Origin of the sequence: Vibrio sp. MA40-2, assembly GCF_047302445.1 — a bacterium.
Taxonomy (GTDB): domain Bacteria; phylum Pseudomonadota; class Gammaproteobacteria; order Enterobacterales; family Vibrionaceae; genus Vibrio.
Genome location: NZ_CP178627.1, coordinates 459,458 through 474,935, shown reverse-complemented (window position 1 = coordinate 474,935; position 15,478 = coordinate 459,458). Strand labels below are relative to the sequence as shown.

Below are 15,478 nucleotides of genomic sequence, written 5' to 3'. Positions count from 1 at the left end.
TTCACCTCATAGAAAGCCAAAACGCTTCATTTGAGGTTATTGTTGACTCTTTGTAATAACGAGCGGAGCATTTCAGATTCCTGTTGATTAAAATCGATTAACATATCATGGATAAAGGCCGCTTCAACTTCATCCAGTCGCTTAAGCAGAGTGAGGCCTTTCTCCGTCAACGCTAAAAGCACCGAACGTTTATCCTCAGGGTTTTCTTGTTTAGTAATCAGATCTTGCTTCAATAGTCTGGCAATAATTCGAGCGATCTGCGCTTTATCCCTGTTCATCGATTGTGCAAGAACTTGTTGTGAAACTGCGCCTAAACGTAAAATACTACTCATTGCTTTATGCTCAATAGGCGAGAATTCGACTTTTTGACGGGTTACTTCAGCGACCATTTTACAACGCGTTTTCATGTGAATTTCGCGTAATGCATGATGGATTTGGCGGTAAGTTGATGTTGACACAGAAATCTCTCGAATAATTATTATCGTTAGTTAGTGCGTGAATGCTGTTATTAGTTGACTGAGTCAACGATATTAGGGTTATTAGTTGATCATGTCAACTAATAAAGTGCCACTCATGCAGAAAATAAAACTATTTCATTCCAAGGCGTTTCATCAGTCGATGCAGATTGCCTGAATCGACTTTTAACAACCGTGCGGCGGCTGCCCAGTTGTTACCAGCTTGGCTATAAGCATGATTTATCAGGCTTATTTGAAACTCATTGGTCGCACTTTTTAAATCGGTTGCTTGCAATGGCAGATTGATTGAAAGGGACACATTAGTCGAAGATAGTGAATTAATTGCAGGGTTCAGATCTGAATTTTCAGTAGAGGTTGACGTACTTGATGACGTGTGTTTTTCGAGATTAAAGTGATTTGGTAGTAGGACAATAATGTCCGATTTTGTTTCGGATCTAGCTAATACCGCCGCTCGATTAATCGCGTGTTCTAGCTCTCTTACGTTGCCTTGCCAACTGTGATTTTGTAGCAATACACTGGTTAATGGGTCGATCTTTATATTGGTCATCCCAAGTTTATGTTGGCAACGTTCGGCAAAAAAACCAGACAGTAAGATTATATCCTTGTTTCGCTCCCGCAAGGGAGGCACGAAAATAGGGAATACGCTTAAACGATGGTATAAATCTGAACGAAAACGTCCGGCTTTTACCTCTTCATGCATAATACGGTTGGTTGCGGCAACGATACGCACATTGACCTTAATGTTGTTGTCATCCCCAACGCGTTGAATATCGCCATATTGAAGTACCCTAAGAAGTTTTGCTTGTAATGCCAGAGAGAGTTCGCCGATTTCATCGAGAAATAGTGTGCCGTTATCAGCAAGTTCAAATTTCCCTTTTCGGTTGCTTATCGCCCCTGTGAATGCGCCTTTTACATGACCAAACAGTTCACTTTCTGCTACAGATTCTGGTAATGCAGCGCAGTTCAAATAGACTAAATTCTTGTTTGCTCGGCTTGAACCTGCGTGAATAGCCGCAGCGACTAGCTCTTTACCGACTCCCGTTTCTCCCATGATCAAGACCGAAAGATCGGTATCGGCAACCGCTGAAATATGGGATTTAAGTTGTAGCATAACGTCTGAATCGCCAATGATTTCGCTTGGAACAATACTTTTATTATTGGTAGAACTAACAGGTGGTTCAAATCCGACTTGGTTTTCAAGTTGTTCCATTAATAGGGCAGTATTTAAGCTACTCGCGGCTAAGGCGCTTATTACTCTAAGATCTTGATTTTGGAATGAATCAAATTGCTTTGGATCAAACGCATCGATAGTGATTGCACCAATCAATCTGTCGTTAACAAATAGTGGTAATCCTATGCATGAGTGGACTCGCAAATCGTGCTTATGTTCGGGTATTAATCCGTCGTACGGATCGGGTAAGTCACTATCGGAAGGAAAGCGCACTATATCCCCGGCTCGTGCAATGGCTTCTAATCTTGGGTGTTGTTGAATATCAAATCGTCTCCCAAGAACATCATCATAAAGACCATTGATAGCCAGAGGTACAAATTGTTGATCTTGAAAGTAAAGTAGAGCAGATGCGTCACATTTAACCACTTCCCTAATACTGGATAATAGTCTGGCAAACCTATCTTGATCAGAAATACCTGAGGTTAAATCTAAGGCAATTTGAGCCCATTCTCTATTTAGATTACTCATCATGTTTACTTTACTCTGGCCTACTTGCTAAGGTCACAAGTTTACTGTCTTTAAGACAAGAGTAAAGGTTTGTTATTTTGACAGTGTTAAGTCAACCACGTTTGGCTGCTTAACACTTTTACATTTTAACTTTGCCTAACGTTTACTTAGTAAAACCTTTTAACTAGTAAAAACGTTATTCTGTCAAAAATGTTAGAAGAACGGAGGTTAAGCAATTAACGGCTTGTTCTAGTTCTGGCAGCGTTGAGTTAGTAAAGTTTAACCTTAATGCTGCTTTTGATTGGTCTGGATTAGGATAAAATACAGGGCTTGGTACTACCGCAACCCCTTTGGACAATAAAGCTGTAGCCAATTCAAAAGTATCGCACTGCGGTAACGATAACCAAATAAACATCCCACCATCAACGGATTGCAATTGACAGTCAGTCGGTAATTTTGCGTTTAATTCAGAATATAACTTCTGATATCGAGTTTTGTATAACGCGCGAATATTGTCGATGTGTTGATCAAAACGATGGTCATTGAGTAACCCCAGTAATAACGCTTGCATTGGAACACTTGAATGTAGATCTGCGCCTTGTTTGACCTTGATTAGAGGTTGTAAATAACGGCTTTTACCGGTAACAGAACCAAGTCTTAATCCTGGTGAAGCAATTTTAGAAAAAGAACGAAGTACAATAGAGTGATCAGGGCAGAAGTCAGAGACCATGGCGATGGCATCGCCACTAAATCGTAGCTCCCGATAAGGCGCATCTTCAATTAGGGCAACATTATATTGAATGCATAGTTCTGCAACACGTTGGCGTGTTTGTAACGACCAACATACTCCGGTTGGGTTATGAAAATCAGGTACCGCATAAAACATTTTAGGTGATTGCTTGGCAAAGCACTGCTCTAGTTGTTTTAAGTCTGGGCCGAATTCTGTTTGTGCGACGGTAACAATATTTGCTTGGACTAAGCCAAATACTTGCATGGCACCAAGGTAACTTGGTGCTTCCATTACTACCACGTCATTGGGATCGATATAAGCTCGGGCAATTAAATCTAAGCCTTGCTGCGAGCCAGTACACATCATGACACTGTGACTATCAGGCAATTGAAATCGTTCGGTTAAGTGGTCAAGCAGTGGTTGATAACCGGCTGTGTTGCCATATTGAAACACTTCAGGCATATCAGATAATGCTTCAAGTGTTGGCTTCATTAAATCAATTGGAAATGTGGTTTCGTCAGGTAACCCACCAGCTAAAGAAATCACGTTTTTATCACTGGCGGCACTGAGTATTTCACGAATATATGAGGATTTAATTTGTTGCAGTGATTGGGCGATTTCCATATTTTTGTCCGTTATTGTTTTGGCGAAGCTAGAGAGTGAAACTAGCAATAAAGTGAGTGGATAAATGGTACAGGGAGTTGTGCTTTGTTGCATGTCCGTTTATGCTTATCAACATGTCCATTTATGCTTTTTGTTCTTTATTGGATGATAGGTTTTCAGATGTATGTTTTTGTTCGCTTACATTTTCGTGGTGGGCTTTCTATTTATTAATTTTTCTTTGGATATACGTTGGCGTTATGAATAAACAACACTTGTCACGAATAAACGATGTCCTGTTTTATATTCATCAAGATATTACCCGAGAACTGCCTGCCAAACAGTTAGCGGATGTTGCTGCGTATTCTGAACAGCACTTTCATCGTTTATTTAAGCAAATAGTTGGTGAATCCATTCATCAATATATTCGCCGAACGCGAATGGAATATGCCGCCAATCTTTTGATGTTCGATTCTAAGTCTTCCGTATTACAAGTCGCGAATAATTGTGGATTCAGTTCCGTGTCATCATTTACACGTGCTTTCAAAGCGACATTCACCTTGTCACCAGGAGAGTGGAGAAAGCACGATTATCACACTGCAGATAAATCGTATTTAGCCGATGATGAAATCGCAGCAGGTTATGCGCGGGTTTCTCAAGCTGGCATACCTAAACCGACTATTGTTGAGGTTGAAGAACGAGATGTGGCCTATGTTCGTCATCAAGGCTATAACCGTTCAATTAAAAGAGCGTGGTCGGTGTTACAAGCATGGGCGGAATCGGAAGGTCGAAATTTTTCAACCCAATATGGTTTACATCATTCAAATCCAGCGTTAGTTCCGTTGGAAAAGTGTCGCTATGTTGCCTGTATAGAAATCGATAAACGGTTAAATTACCGAGGAATCGTCAATCAACTTACGATTCCTGGTGGGTTACATGCAGTATTCCGGCTGCATGGCGTTTACGGGGAATTGTTACCACAAATTAGTCATATTCTAGAGCAATGGTTACCTGAGTCGGGTTTTAAATTAGCCTCTACTCCGGCGTATGTGCGTTATATTAACAATCATTTTTTAACGGCTGATGAACAGTTTGAACTAGATTTTTACTTGCCGATTCGCTTTTACTAATAAAAGTAGAAAGCTTCTAATTTTATTCATACTCTCTGCACAATTATAGTCGATTCTTTTCAAACATTAGAAGTAATGATTAATGTTCTAATTTGGAGCACCGTATGAAAAATAGTCGAGTTATGATTCTGTTATTAGCCTTAGGCTACCTGTTGATGTTATCTGGTTGTGTACACCCAATTTTTCCACATCATTAAAGTCAATTCCGTTGCGCTGATTGACTAAAGTAAAAGCTAAATGAGATTAAAGGACCTATCAGTGGTCCACGATTGATAACAAGCTAAATATAGCGCAAAAGCGCAGTAAGGAGAAAACAACCAACAGTCCAGAATACGCGTTAACGACATGAATTTATCCATGCAGAATAGAGAGCATTCTGGACTGTTAGGTTGTCGTTATCTTAAAAGTCTATCCTTTGCTCGGTTTGGCCATCGAAATATACCGCTCTGGATAAATCAAAGTTAAGCGATGCCAGTTCGCCTACTTTACCGTCGAACTCGGGTGAAAGTCGGCATGCGACTTCTTGGCCATTCACTTTTACCATTGCTATGGTATCGGGTCCGGTTGGTTCTAACACTTCAATTTGTAGATTAAGGCGAGTAGAGGCACTGGTATCTTCACTGTCTGTATCGGTAATATGTTCAGGGCGTAAACCAATAACGACCTTATGTCCGTCTTGGCTGCGCATAGAGCTAGGCAGTTTAATATGATGTTCACTATTGGCACTGCCAATCACTTTAATTATCGGGTTTTGTTGGTCATCTAGGTCAATCATGGTGTGAATAAAGTTCATTGATGGTGACCCCATAAAACCGGCTACAAACATATTACTTGGTTTATTGTATATCTCTTTTGGTGTACCAAGTTGCTGTAACACTCCATCTTTCATTACTGCAATACGATCAGCCAGTGTCATGGCTTCTATTTGATCGTGGGTAACGTATACAATGGTGGTATTTAATTGTTGATGTAAGCGCTTAATTTGATGGCGCATTTCTACTCTTAACTTTGCATCGAGATTTGATAATGGTTCGTCAAATAAGTAAAGCTTCGGTCGGCGAGCTAGTGCTCGTCCCATTGCTACCCGTTGTCTTTGGCCTCCAGAAAGTTGCGATGGCTTACGATCGAGTAGTTGGTCCATTTGCAGCATTTCAGCCACGCGTTTTACTTCCGCATCGATTTCATCTTGAGGCATTTTTTTGATTTTTAGACCAAAAGCAATATTACCTCTTACCGTCATGTTTGGATAAAGCGCATAAGATTGGAATACCATGGCAATATCGCGATCTTTTGGTTCTACGTTTGAAACATCGATGCCATCAATCAGAATGTGTCCTGAGTTTATCTCTTCTAAGCCTGCGATGGTGTTCATTAGTGTAGATTTCCCGCAGCCAGAAGGGCCAACTAAAATAAGAAATTCACCAGAATCGATACTGATATCTATACCCTTTAGGGTTTCTACGTCCGCGTTGCGGTAAGTTTTGCGGATCTGTTTTAAATCGAGAGTCGCCATTATTATTATCCTTTTACTGATCCAGCGGTTAAACCACGAACGAAATATTTACCAGCCAATACATAGACAACTAAGGTTGGTAGCGCCGCGATAATAGCGCCTGCCATATCGACGTTATATTCTTTGATGCCAGTACTGGTATTGACTAAATTATTTAAAGCAACGGTTATTGGTTGAGTTTCGGAGCCCGAATACACCACGCCAAATAAGAAGTCATTCCAAATAGAGGTGAACTGCCAAATGACGGTAACCATGATGATAGGTGTTGATAGCGGTAGCATGATTTTAAAGAAGATTGTAAAAAAGCCTGCACCATCTAGTTTTGCTGCTTTGACTAGCTCATCAGGGATGCCAACGTAAAAGTTTCTAAAAAACAGAGTGGTAAACGCTAAACCATAGATAACGTGCACAATAACAAGACCAGTATTGGTGTTGGCTAAACCAAGTTTGCCAAGGGTAGTCGCCATAGGGAGCAGCACAACTTGAAAAGGAATAAAGCAACCAAATAACATGGCGCTAAAGAAAAAATTCGATCCTCTAAATTGCCATTTACTGATTATATAACCGTTAAATGCACCTAATAACGTTGAAATAGCAACTGCAGGGATAACCATTTGGAATGAATTCCAAAAATAACCCTGAACACCTTCACATTTCACACCAGTACAAGCCGTACTCCACGCTTTTATCCACGCATCGAATACCCATTCGTTAGGCAGCGACAGTAAGTTGCCTGCTTTAATATCAGGTAATGTTTTAAGTGATGTAGTTAACATCACAAACAGAGGCATTAAATAGAGAATGCAAAAGAAAATCAGAACCGAATAAATAAAAACTCGACCTAAGGTAAATTTATTGCTCATGATTTCTTCTCCCTTAATTCAGAATAGAGATAAGGAACCAATATCGCTAAGATCCCACCTAACATCATCATTGCACTCGCTGCACCCAAACCAATTTGTCCTCGTGTAAACGAATGCGCGTACATAAATAAAGCCGGCAAATCAGATGAATAACCTGGGCCTCCAGCCGTTAATGCTGTGACTAAATCAAAGCTCTTGATGGCAATATGTGAGGTGATGATCACGGCACTAAAGAATACCGGTCTTAAGCATGGCATTATGATGCGAAAGTAAATAGTAGGAAGACTTGCTCCATCGATTTGAGCCGCTTTGATTATAGAATTGTCAATGCCTCTTAACCCTGCAAGGAACATCGCCATAACAAAACCGGAAGATTGCCACACCGCAGCAATAACAAGGGTATACACCACCATTTCAGAATCGACTATCCAGTCGAAGGTAAAGTTTGTGTATCCCCAGTCATGCATCATTTTTTCTATCCCTAAACCGGGATTGAGGATCCACTTCCAAGCGGTACCCGTTACGATAAAAGAGAGCGCCATAGGATATAAATAAATGGTCCTAATTGCGCCTTCTTGACGAATGTTTTGGTCAAGAAAAATGGCTAAAGCAACACCGAGCAAAATCGCGATTAGGATGAACATCACGCCGAATATGCCTAGATTGATAATTGAAGTGGTCCAACGGTCGTTGTCCATCAGCTTTTCGTATTGAGCAAAACCGACAAATTTATAGGTTGGCAAAAAACGCGAGTTTGTCATCGACAAAAACGCAGTCCAAAATATATAGCCGTAGATACACACAATGACAACTAACATACTTGGTGCCAGTACGATCTTAGGCAGCCAGTTTTGCAATCGATCGCTAAAACTACGTTTAGCAACAGGAGGGGAGTTAGGCGATGTCAAAATATACTCCAAAATTATTGTTTACTCGATCCAAGTCAACAAGGTTGTTACTGGTAAATTATGTACCCGTTATTGTTGAAGATGTTTCTGTGTTGACGAATGGTTCGAATATAATTATTAGCACTAAAGAGGATATTAACTATCTAACACCCTCTACATTTAGTGAGTTTAATGGGCAGATAACTGCCCATTAACTTAGCTTACATAGCGGATTTAACGGCTTTGGCCAGTTTTTCAGCCGCTTCTTTAGGGTCTGCATTTTCGTCATTAAAGAAGTTGGTCACTACGTCGTAAATAGCACCTTGAGCATAACTAGTGGTAGACATACCATGAGCCATACTTGGTACTAGATCACCGCTTTGCGCTGTTGCTTTAAAGTCTTTCATTGACTCGACTGCACAAGCATCAAAGCTAGACATATCTGCATCTAAACGAACTGGAATCGAGCCTTTATTCAAATTAAACACTTGTTGGAATTCTGGTGTAAGAATAGTGGCAGCTAATGCTTTTTGCGCTTTTTGTTGCTCAGGATCGGATAACTGGAAGAAGGCAAAGCTATCTACGTTATGAGTAAATTGACCTGCGGTACCTGGTGCAGGTACACAGTAATAATCTTTGCCTGCCATTTTACCGGCTGCGGTGAATTCACCTTTAGCCCAATCACCCATTATTTGCATTGCAGCTTCGCCGTTTATGACCATTGAAGTGGCAACGTTCCAGTCACGTCCTGGTGAGTTTTTGTCGATATAATTGTGCATTTTTTGGAATAAACGGAAGGTTTCTGCCATTTGTTCTCCACTTAATACATCCATATCTAAATCGACGAATGCTTTGCGGTAACCATCACTTCCAAGCACACTCAAAGCAACGGCTTCGAATATAGTGGCGTCTTGCCATGCTTGTCCGCCATGAGCGAGAGGAATGTAACCTTCAGCTTTTAACTTGTCACCAACCATGAAGAATTCATCTAAAGTAGTTGGAACTTTTACGCCTGCTTTTTGGAATACATCTTTATTGGCCCACAACCAGTTGACTCGATGCACATTGACTGGCACTGCTACATATTCACCATCAAATTTCATAATATCTGAAACCATTGGTGGCACTATCGCGTCCCAATTGTTTTCACTGGCAACATCGTCAAGTGTGGTTAAAAAACCTAGCCCGCCCCATTCTTGGATGTCGTGACCTTTGATTTGTGCTGCAGCTGGTGGATTACCAGACACTGCGCGAGTTTTAAGTACCGTCATTGCACTGGTACCTGAACCGCCTGCTACAGCAAAATCTTTCCAAGTATGGCCTTGTTCTTCAAGCATGTCTTTTAGTGCCGATACAGATTTTGCTTCGCCGCCTGATGTCCACCAGTGAAGTACTTCAACTTCACCAGCGTTAGCAAATTGTGCCGCAGAGAGTAGGGATAGAGTAAGTAGGGTTTTTTTTATGTTCATCGTTCTCATCCATGGTTGAATTTATGATTATTATTTGCTGATTGGATAGTGAGTTATCCTTTCGATAATTAGATTAATAAGAAAAAACCGAACATATTGAAACAAAGAGTAACTTGAATGTAACAATATGGTTACATTAGTGCGAGAGGTTGCGTGGTATAACGATTTGCGCCGATAAACCGCCATTAGGTGAGTTTTCTAATATGAGATCTCCGCCGTGTGCATGCAAAATATTGCGACAAATTCCTAGTCCTAAACCATGGCCGTCACGATCTTTAGCTAAACGACAATAGGGTTCAAATACTGCTTCTAATTTGTTTTCAGGAATGCCTGGACCTTCATCTGTGATGTTAAGATGGAGACCTTTAGAGCTTTCATTTGGCGTAACCACTACTCGATGACCATACTTAACGCCGTTTTCTATTAGGTTGGTTAACAGTCGTTTGATTGCTAGTGGTTTTCCGACAATTGGTTTAATTGCGGTTTTTTCGATATACACTCGGTTGGATTGTAGATTGTAAGACTCAGCAATAGACAGCAGCATTTCTTTTATATCTATTAATCCATTGTTTTCATGGATATCTGTATCTTTAACCGTTTGTAATGCCCCTTTCACCATCATTTCTAATTCATCAAGATCCTGGCTGAATTTTTCTCGTTCTACATCATCATCGAGCAGTTCGGTTCGTAGCCGTAGCCTAGTAATCGGAGTTTTTAAATCATGGGATATCGCTGAAAAAAGCGTTTCGCGATCATTTACGTAACGACGAATACGTTGTTGCATGCGATTGAATGCTCGCGTTGCGGTAACCAGTTCATTGGCGCCTTCTTCGGCTAATTCTGCCTGTTCTATATCCATGCTCATTTCGTTGGCCGCTCGAGCTAAATTGTTTAACGGTCTAACTTGTCTGCGGATCAAGGGATAAACTAACAGCATTAGAGAGGTTGTTGATAAAATAAGAAACAGAAGCTGTTCGGATCCAATAATTGTATCGTCTAAACTTACGTAAGGAGAAGGGAGCAAAGCCGCGATATAAATCCATTCATCACTCGCTAGTTGAATTTGAACGACTAATATTGGCGGATCAATCGGTTCTAATGTTAAGGTGTAATGTGCCCATGAACGGGGTAAATCTTGTAAATAAATATTGTTTTTGAGGATGCGAAGATTCTCTGGTTTAGAAAATTGCACCACGATTTGGTTGACATTATTAAGCTTTGCCGCCAAAACTTTTTCGACCGATGACACCGCCACTTTCTCTAAGTAGTTATCGGGTATAGTGTCGACAATGAGCCGTTGTTTGTTAAATGAAACGAAAAATCGCGTTCCTCCCATATCTCTCAGTTGATCTAAAATGATATGTCGATACTCAACTGGTAGAGATTGGAAAAAGTTGATGGTTGACGCGAACATGGTTGCCATACTTGCTGAGGTTGAACTTATGCCGTCGATTTCTCTTTGCTTAGATTGAGAATACCAAATCGAGGTTGCTAGTCCTTGAGCAAACACAACAGCGACCAACGTGAGCCACAATGTTCGAGAGACTAGTGAACGAGGGAAAAAAAGCTGCTTCATTTTATAAGTAAAGTCATTTTCATAGTTACTCAATTTTTATAACTAATATTTTTATAACTAATTCAATTTTCATCACTAACTCAATTTTCATTACTAACTCAATGCTCATAAGTGACGCCGGCGGTAAAAATATAACCGTTGCCGCGCATGGTTTTAATGTATTGATGTTGTTTACCATTATCACCAAGTCTTGACCGCAACCGACTCAGTTGTACATCTATACCTCGTTCAAACGGTAGCGCTTCGCGGCCTCTTGTAGCGCAAGAGATCGTATCTCTATCTAATATTTGGTTAGGCCGAGAAAGAAACAGCATTAACAGAGCAAAATCACTGCCTGACAGTTCAAACTGTTCATTTGTTTCTTGGTTAATTAGTGCATGGGCTAGAATGTCTAAATGCCAAACACCAAAGTTAATCGCTTTTGGTGGTTTTTCTCCGGCCTCCTCTATATTAGTGCGTCTTAACACCGCTTTTATTCGTGCGATAAGTTGCCTGGGATTAAAGGGTTTGGCGATGTAATCATCTGCTCCAATTTCTAAACCAATGATCTGGTCGGTTTCATCGGATACCGCGGTAAGCATGATAATGGGGACGTTGGAGTTTTTTCTAATCTGTTGACACAGAACAAAACCGTCATCACCTGGAAGCATTACGTCTAATAAAATTAATGCTGGATAACCATGAGATGTTAAGTGTGCGTGCATCGCTTCACCGTCTTCAGCAACGGATACTTGATAACCTGATTTAGTAAGATATCTATCGAGTAAGTCTCTTATTTCGTAATCATCATCAACGACTAAAATATGCGCTTGTTGTTTCATTTACCCTCCTTTGTTCACACATAGAAGATGATCGGTATTCATCTAAAATCGTTACAGAGCTTAATCAGTATGGTTGACTTTAATTCTAGCGAGGTTAACGGACAAGGTAATGAATTAACGGTGAAAGTATGAGCTGGGTTGATTGTTTATTTGCAGAGTATGATCTGCTTCAAGGTGATCTGGCTATACAGAGTAGCGATAATATCAGCAACAATCCTCTTCAATAGTCGATTTAGATAATTATTGAAGAGGATTAAACCCTGATATTAAAAACGTAGTTAGAGCAACCGCTTAGTTGACCGAAAACTTAGTTGAACGCTCTCGCAATTCTACCTTTAGTGGTTACTTGATATTTTCCAGCGTAGGCTGGGATAAACACGGATTGCCCTTTATCAAACGTTACCGATTCGCCTGTGAGGTGAGTTAAGGTTACAGGAGAATCCAATGCCAGTAGGATTTCAGCACTATTAGTTCTCAGTGTATGCAATTCGATATTTTCGTAAACTGCGAACTTAAAGTCATCGACAGGAACAGGGTAAAATAGTCCACCATCTTGATCTACAGGGGAGGCAAGTAATGTACTGGCTGGTTTTTGTTTGAAAATTGTGCATTTTACCAGTTCGTCTACATCAATAAATTTAGGAGTTAACCCGGCTCGTAATACGTTATCCGAATTGGCCATGATTTCTAAGCCTGTACCTTTGAGATAGGCGTGGGGTGTACAAGCATCTAGATACATTGCTTCACGTGGTTGAAGTGTAATGACGTTTAACATTAATGGCGCAAACAAGCCAATATCGCCAGGATACAACTCAGATAGTTCTACAATTAGAGCGAACAAATCATCGCTTGAATGTTGTTGTGCAAAAGTAAGCAGATCGGACAACGCGGATTGTTTTGTGTCACCCTGTAACGATAGCATCGCGGAAAAGAAGCGCTCTAAACCTTCTTCATCGACGGAAGATTTGAATGTATCGACGATACTTTGGATAGACGAGAGATTGATTTTATCAAACAGCGCAATGATCTCAGAAAATTCTCTAAATCCATTCATCGCTTGATAGGGCGTAAGCGCATAGACTAATTCGGGTTTATGATTGGGATCTTTATAGTTTCTATTCGCTGCGTTTCTTGGAATACCGGCTTGCTCTTCTTTTTCAAAACCGATTTCTGCTTGTTCTTTACTTGGATGAACTTGAATGGATAAGGCACTTTCGGCGGCGAGCACTTTAAATAAGTACGGTAACTCACCAAATTGTGTGTCGGTTCCAATGGTTAAAATACCGGATTTATCTAAGTTAATGAAATCGGAAAGCAGTTGCACTTCATTATTCTCAGTGATTTTTGAACATCCATTTGGATGGGCCCCCATCCAGATTTCAGCTTGAGGACCATTATTGGGATTATCTATGCCAAATAGTTGATTAATTGAAGTTCGGCTTCCCCATGCGTAGTCTTGGATGACATTTTGCATTGGGAAAAAACACTGTGTGATGGCTTGTGTCATTACGTTCCCTTTTGAATAATTAGATAAAAGTTTTGTGGTGTGAATTGGAACTAGTTTACGCTAAATTTTACAAAATGTGTAAGCGTAATACCAAATTAATACATTTTACATATTTGTATTAATTTTGGCTGGTTATAGCAAAAAGTCCCTCAATTAATATTAATGAGGGACTGTAAATAAACGAACTAGAATAACTAACTATTAACTGGTTATGTTATGCCATAGCCGTTGCTGTCTTTCCTTGACGTACTTTTTTAAGAGCAATACAAACGAGTGCAGTAACGATAGAACCGGCTGCCATACATAACAAAGCAAGCACAGGTTTGTTCATTGCACCAAGTAACGCAACGACAGGACCACCGTGAGCAACACTGTTAGTAATGCCAAATGAGAAGGCCATAACAGCAGCAACCATTGAACCGAGTACGTTAGCAGGGATAACGGACATAGGATCTTGGGCAGCGAATGGAATTGCACCTTCTGATATACCAACCAAGCCCATTGCTCCGGCAGCTTTACCCGCTTCTGTTTCTGAAGGTTCGAACAAGTCTAACTTACGACCTAATACCGTCGCTAGTCCCATACCTAAAGGTGCAACTGGAATAGCACAAGCCATTGCTCCCATAAATTGAGTTTGGCCGCTAGCAATCATTCCAACAGAGAATAGGAAGGCAACTTTGTTAAACGGACCACCCATATCAAAGCCAGCCATACCACCTAAAACAATGCCGAGTAACACGACATTACCAGTGCTCATACTGGTTAATAGCGCGTTTAAGCTGTCCATTAAGCTAGCGATTGGCGCGCCAATAACAAAGATAAATAGTGCAGAGATAAAGAGTGAACCAGCAATTGGCGCAATCATAATTGGCACTAATGGCTGAATGAATTTATGGTAGTTAATACTGGTTAACCAACGAACAAAGTAACCAACCAATAAGCCCGCAATAATTGCACCGATAAATCCGGTACCTGCTTCTGCACCGTAGAAAGAGCCATTATTTGCAATCCAGCCACCAATTAGACCAGGAGCAAGGCCTGGACGGTCGGCGATAGCATAAGCAATATAACCGGCAAGAATAGGGATCATCAAAGTAAAGGCAACCACACCAACATCCAGTACTTTATTCCATAAACTGTCAGCTGGAATCGCCATACCGGCTTCGGATGGTTCGCCACCAATCGCTAAAGCCAACGCAATTAATAGGCCACCGGTGACGACGAATGGGATCATATGCGATACACCATTCATCAAATAACGATATAAATCACCGCGAGTTTGAGATGCTTTGCTTGATGATGAACTGGTTTGTGAACCATCAGCAACATAGGCAGGGGCAGCTAACGCTTTTTTAATCAGACCTTTAGCATCACTTATCGGTGCTTTTACACCAGTTTCGATGACTTTTTTACCAGCAAAACGATTCATGTCGACTTGCTTGTCACAGGCGACAACAATTGCGTCTGCCTGTGCTATTTCTTCCTCGGTTGGTGCGTTTTTGACACCAATTGAGCCATTGGTTTCTACTTTAATTTTGTAGCCAAGCTCTGCTGCACCTTTTTCAAGTGCTTCGGCAGCAAGATAAGTGTGCGCAACACCTGCAGGACAACCCGTTACCCCAATCAAGAAACCTTGATCGGCTGGTGGTGTATCCGTAGCAGGTTCAACTTTTTCTACTAATAACTGCAGTGCTTGTTGTTCTGATGTTGCTTTGAGAAACTTTTCAATAAAGCCATCTTGGATAAGTTTAGAAGACAATTCGGCGAGGACTTCAATATGGTGATCTGAACCGCCATCTGGAGAGGCTATCAAGAAGAAAAGTTTTGAAGGTTTACCATCTTCGGCACCATAATCGATACCAGATTTACTGATACCGATAACTACAGCTGGTTTGATAACCGCAGAACTCTTAGCGTGTGGCAGCGCGACACCATCTTCAAATCCTGTGTTTCCTAGCTCTTCTCTTGCTTTAACGTCAGCAAGGAATTGTGATTTATCGTTAATACGTCCTTGCGCATGAAGCACATCGATTAATTCGATAAATGCTTCATCTTTCGTCGTCGCGGCAAGATCAAGACGAATCAATTTTTCATTAATCAATTCAGTGATCATAACTGTGTCCCCATTGTTGTTTTTGTGTGTTGTAGACTTATGTTTGTTGCTAAATAGTTTGGGTGATTACAACGAATTGAGATAGTGTATAGGAAAGACATTTACTGGATTATTG

At 40.7% G+C, this 15,478-nt stretch carries 12 protein-coding genes; 1 reads left to right on the top strand and 11 read right to left on the bottom strand.

Features of this window, described 5'->3' with window-relative positions; translation table 11 throughout:
• Nucleotides 1–26 precede the first annotated feature (26 nt).
• From ACLKML_RS01980 to ACLKML_RS01970, 3 genes are all read right to left on the bottom strand, one after another.
• Entirely contained in the window at nt 27–458 is a 432-nt protein-coding gene (locus tag ACLKML_RS01980) for a MarR family winged helix-turn-helix transcriptional regulator (protein ID WP_317715651.1), read from the bottom strand.
• Nucleotides 459–588: 130 nt separating this feature from the next.
• Nucleotides 589–2,175: a nitric oxide reductase transcriptional regulator NorR gene (gene norR, locus ACLKML_RS01975; RefSeq protein ID WP_413283716.1), complete on the bottom strand. Its 1,587-nt coding sequence runs from the start codon at nt 2,173–2,175 to the stop codon at nt 589–591.
• Between the two features lie 175 nt (nt 2,176–2,350).
• On the bottom strand, nt 2,351–3,508 hold the full coding sequence (locus ACLKML_RS01970) for a PLP-dependent aminotransferase family protein (RefSeq protein WP_413283416.1): 1,158 nt from the start codon (nt 3,506–3,508) through the stop codon (nt 2,351–2,353).
• A 236-nt stretch (nt 3,509–3,744) separates the two neighbouring features.
• Between ACLKML_RS01970 and ACLKML_RS01965 the strand changes: the two genes are divergently transcribed.
• Nucleotides 3,745–4,614, top strand: a complete 870-nt coding sequence (locus ACLKML_RS01965; protein ID WP_413283415.1) for an AraC family transcriptional regulator — start codon at nt 3,745–3,747, stop codon at nt 4,612–4,614.
• 400 nt (nt 4,615–5,014) lie between these two features.
• Here the strand turns inward: ACLKML_RS01965 and ACLKML_RS01960 are convergent, their stop codons facing one another.
• The 8 genes from ACLKML_RS01960 to ACLKML_RS01925 all read right to left on the bottom strand — a co-directional run bounded on the left by ACLKML_RS01960 (nt 5,015) and on the right by ACLKML_RS01925 (nt 15,363).
• Nucleotides 5,015–6,127 carry an ABC transporter ATP-binding protein gene (locus ACLKML_RS01960; protein ID WP_413283414.1) on the bottom strand — a complete coding sequence of 371 codons (1,113 nt, stop codon included), beginning with the start codon at nt 6,125–6,127 and terminating at the stop codon, nt 5,015–5,017.
• A 5-nt stretch (nt 6,128–6,132) separates the two neighbouring features.
• Nucleotides 6,133–6,990 (bottom strand): carbohydrate ABC transporter permease, encoded by an 858-nt coding sequence (locus ACLKML_RS01955; RefSeq protein ID WP_413283413.1) that lies wholly within the window; start codon nt 6,988–6,990, stop codon nt 6,133–6,135.
• The gene (locus ACLKML_RS01950; protein ID WP_413283412.1) at nt 6,987–7,910 is read right to left on the bottom strand and encodes a carbohydrate ABC transporter permease; all 924 of its coding nucleotides are present in this window, start codon (nt 7,908–7,910) and stop codon (nt 6,987–6,989) included. Before ACLKML_RS01950 ends, ACLKML_RS01955 begins: the two co-directional genes overlap by 4 nt.
• Nucleotides 7,911–8,098: 188 nt before the next feature.
• Entirely contained in the window at nt 8,099–9,346 is a 1,248-nt protein-coding gene (locus tag ACLKML_RS01945) for an ABC transporter substrate-binding protein (RefSeq protein WP_413283411.1), read from the bottom strand.
• Between the two features lie 136 nt (nt 9,347–9,482).
• The gene (locus ACLKML_RS01940; RefSeq protein ID WP_413283410.1) at nt 9,483–10,922 is read right to left on the bottom strand and encodes an ATP-binding protein; all 1,440 of its coding nucleotides are present in this window, start codon (nt 10,920–10,922) and stop codon (nt 9,483–9,485) included.
• 98 nt (nt 10,923–11,020) lie between these two features.
• Nucleotides 11,021–11,743, bottom strand: coding sequence for a response regulator (locus tag ACLKML_RS01935; protein ID WP_413283409.1), 723 nt, complete (start codon nt 11,741–11,743; stop codon nt 11,021–11,023).
• A gap of 307 nt (nt 11,744–12,050) precedes the next feature.
• Nucleotides 12,051–13,250 (bottom strand): mannose-6-phosphate isomerase, class I, encoded by a 1,200-nt coding sequence (gene manA, locus ACLKML_RS01930; protein ID WP_413283408.1) that lies wholly within the window; start codon nt 13,248–13,250, stop codon nt 12,051–12,053.
• Between the two features lie 214 nt (nt 13,251–13,464).
• Entirely contained in the window at nt 13,465–15,363 is a 1,899-nt protein-coding gene (locus tag ACLKML_RS01925) for a fructose-specific PTS transporter subunit EIIC (protein ID WP_413283407.1), read from the bottom strand.
• Nucleotides 15,364–15,478: the final 115 nt, after the last annotated feature.

Bases quoted from the DNA above. Each gene is read 5' to 3' on its own strand.
- norR (WP_413283716.1), bottom strand. From the start codon at position 2,175: ATGAGTAATCTAAATAGAGAATGGGCTCAAATTGCCTTAGATTTAACC.
- ACLKML_RS01970 (WP_413283416.1), bottom strand. From the start codon at position 3,508: ATGGAAATCGCCCAATCACTGCAACAAATTAAATCCTCATATATTCGT.
- ACLKML_RS01965 (WP_413283415.1), top strand. From the start codon at position 3,745: ATGAATAAACAACACTTGTCACGAATAAACGATGTCCTGTTTTATATT.
- ACLKML_RS01960 (WP_413283414.1), bottom strand. From the start codon at position 6,127: ATGGCGACTCTCGATTTAAAACAGATCCGCAAAACTTACCGCAACGCG.
- ACLKML_RS01955 (WP_413283413.1), bottom strand. From the start codon at position 6,990: ATGAGCAATAAATTTACCTTAGGTCGAGTTTTTATTTATTCGGTTCTG.
- ACLKML_RS01945 (WP_413283411.1), bottom strand. From the start codon at position 9,346: ATGAACATAAAAAAAACCCTACTTACTCTATCCCTACTCTCTGCGGCA.
- ACLKML_RS01940 (WP_413283410.1), bottom strand. From the start codon at position 10,922: ATGAAGCAGCTTTTTTTCCCTCGTTCACTAGTCTCTCGAACATTGTGG.
- ACLKML_RS01935 (WP_413283409.1), bottom strand. From the start codon at position 11,743: ATGAAACAACAAGCGCATATTTTAGTCGTTGATGATGATTACGAAATA.
- manA (WP_413283408.1), bottom strand. From the start codon at position 13,250: ATGACACAAGCCATCACACAGTGTTTTTTCCCAATGCAAAATGTCATC.
- ACLKML_RS01925 (WP_413283407.1), bottom strand. From the start codon at position 15,363: ATGATCACTGAATTGATTAATGAAAAATTGATTCGTCTTGATCTTGCC.